The organism is Nocardiopsis sp. TSRI0078 (assembly GCF_001905145.1).
Lineage (GTDB): Bacteria > Actinomycetota > Actinomycetes > Streptosporangiales > Streptosporangiaceae > Nocardiopsis.
In genome coordinates this window covers 1-2,516 of sequence record NZ_LWLB01000031.1, presented here as the reverse complement: position 1 = coordinate 2,516, position 2,516 = coordinate 1, and the positions used below count along the sequence as shown (strand labels likewise).

Genomic DNA, 2,516 nt, shown 5'->3' with positions numbered 1-2,516 from the left:
GCCCGGCGCGCCTCGGCGGCGATCTCCGGCAGGGGTCTCCCGAAGCGGACCACCACGCCGACCTCGACGCTGTCGGCGCGCACCGCCACCCCGCGGACCCGTCCGCCGGGAACGGGGGTGGTCAGCGTCCCGAACCCTCCGGAGGACAGTCCCACCACGTCCGGGAGGCCCTCGGCCTCCCGGACCAGCCGCCGGGCCACCTCGCCCGGATCCTCGCCGGCGCCCACGGCTACTGCACCCGGGGCGAGGATCCGCCGCCGCTCTCGTCGCCGCTGTCCTCGTCGGGCAGGTGGATGTCGTCCACCCTGATGTTGATCTCGGTGACCTCCAGGCCGGTCATGCGCTCCACCGCCGTGGTGACGTTGCGCCGCACGGCCGCGGCCAGGTCCTGGATGGCGGCGCCGTACTCGACGACCAGGTCGATGTCCACGGCGGCCTGGCGCTCGCCCACCTCGACCGCGACGCCCCGCGTCATCGATCCGCTGTCGCTCCCGCGGGTCACGGCGTCCCTGACGGCGCCGACGGCACGCGCGGTCCCGCCGCCCATGGCGTGGACGCCGCCGATCTCGCGCGCGGCCATCCCGGCGATCTTGGCGACCACGCCGTCCGCGATCTGTGTGTGCCCGCCGTCCCCGTGCGAGGAGTCGCCCCGGTCCGTCCGGCCCGACTCACGGGCTCCCGGCACCTTGGCCTCGGTCTTCATGTCCGTCACTGGTCCCCCTACGCAGTGTGCGGTCCGCGGTCGCGGCCCCGGCTCCCGGAGAGGTCCCCCACCCCCGCCGGTGCGCTTTTCCGCCCATGTCCGTGCCCCTCACCCGGAAGGCCCACCTCCAGGTGTCGGACCGAAACCCTCCACATGGAGCCGCCCGAACGATGGGAAGGTTTCTCACTGATCACACCATATACCACGGCGTGTATCCAACCATGTACATAAAGTGATGTTGCGCTGGTCAGGCTGGGCAGCCGCACTCTCATTCCTGCCCCGAAAAAGGGTCGGGAACCTTCCGGAACAAGAAAACGCGCGAGGGCACCCGAAGGCGCACCCCTCTGTCCGAAACCCACTCTCCGCGAGCGGAACCGCCGTCGCGGTCAGTCGAAGATGACCGTCTTGTCCCCGTTGAGCAGAACGCGGCGCTGCGCGTGCCAGTTGACCGCGCGCGCCAGCGCCACCGACTCCAGGTCCCGGCCGATCGCCGTGAGCTGCTCCGGGCTGTGCGTGTGGTCCACCCGGGACACCTCCTGCTCGATGATCGGGCCCTCGTCGAGGTCGGCCGTGACGTAGTGGGCGGTCGCGCCGATCAGCTTCACACCGCGCGCGTGGGCCTGGTGGTAGGGGCGGGCGCCCTTGAAGCTGGGCAGGAAGGAGTGGTGGATGTTGATGATCCGGCCGGACATCTTGGTGCACAGCTGCTCGGAGAGCACCTGCATGTAGCGGGCCAGGACGACCAGGTCCACGTCGTAGGAGTCGACCAGCTCCAGCAGCCGCGCCTCCTGCTCGTGCTTGGTCGCGGCGCTGACCGGCAGGTGGTGGAAGTCCACACCGTAGGAGTCGGCGAGGAACTCCAGGTCCGGATGGTTGGAGATCACGGCGGCGATGTCCACGTCCAGCAGGCCGCTGCGCTGGCGGTAGAGCAGGTCGTTGAGGCAGTGGCCGAACTTGGACACCATCACGATCATGCGCGGGCGCACGTCGCGGGGCTTGAGGGTCCACTCCACGAACGAGTCGCCGCCGACAGCGCCCGCCAGCGCCGCGAAGGCACCGCGCAGGACGTCCTCCCCCACCACGCCGTCGGCTCCCCGCTCGGCCACGAACTGCATCCGCAGGAAGAAGCGTCCCGTGTAGTGGTCGCCGTACTGCTGGCTCTCGGTGATGTTGCAACCGTGGTCGGACAGCAGGTTGGCCACAGCGGCGACGATGCCCCGGCTGTCGGGGCACGAAAGGGTCAGAACGTACTCACGCTCACTCATGGAAAGAACCACTCCCGGGGTCGGACGGCTGATCAGCCGTGACGTCCCAGGATATCGGTCCCCGCGGAGCCGGGGGGCGGCCACCCCGCGCCGTCCGGCGAAGGCCGGGGAGGGTGTTCCTCCCCCCGGAGGAATATGAAAAGCATTCATGTTCTGGCATTCTCAGGGCATGACAAGCCTGCGCGAGACGTACGAGGCCGCCACCCGAGGGCTCGACGCCCCCTTCGCCATGGTCGACCTGGCCGCCTTCCGCGCCAACGCGACCGCACTGACCCGCCGCGCCCACGGCAAGCCCGTCCGGGTCGCCAGCAAGTCCGTGCGCAGCCGCGAGCTGCTGCGCACCGTCCTCTCCCTGCCCGGCTACGCGGGGGTCATGGCCTTCACCCTGCCCGAGGCGCTGTGGCTGGCCACCGGGGACCGCCCGGTGAGCGACGACGTCCTCGTGGCCTACCCCACCGTCGACCGGCGGGCCCTGGACCGGCTCGTCCGCGACCCCGCCGCCGCACGCTCCATCACCCTGATGGTGGACGACACCGCCCACCTGGACC

General features: G+C 70.6%; 3 protein-coding genes and 1 pseudogene. 1 reads left to right on the top strand and 3 read right to left on the bottom strand.

What is annotated here, in order from left to right; translation table 11 throughout:
* The 3 genes from A6A08_RS17070 to purU form a co-directional block, all read right to left on the bottom strand.
* Positions 1–227: hypothetical protein (locus tag A6A08_RS17070; RefSeq protein WP_073703612.1), on the bottom strand; the 227-nt coding region annotated here is incomplete at its 3' end.
* Positions 228–229: 2 nt separating this feature from the next.
* Complete coding sequence (locus A6A08_RS17065) at positions 230–703, bottom strand: Asp23/Gls24 family envelope stress response protein (protein WP_083609161.1); 474 nt, start codon at positions 701–703, stop codon at positions 230–232.
* Positions 704–1,089: 386 nt separating this feature from the next.
* Positions 1,090–1,968 (bottom strand): formyltetrahydrofolate deformylase, encoded by an 879-nt coding sequence (gene purU / locus A6A08_RS17060; protein ID WP_073703610.1) that lies wholly within the window; start codon positions 1,966–1,968, stop codon positions 1,090–1,092.
* A 169-nt stretch (positions 1,969–2,137) separates the two neighbouring features.
* On the opposite strand from purU, the pseudogene A6A08_RS17055 reads away from it, so the two are divergent.
* Positions 2,138–2,516: pseudogene (locus A6A08_RS17055) on the top strand (amino acid deaminase/aldolase); the annotation flags it as partial.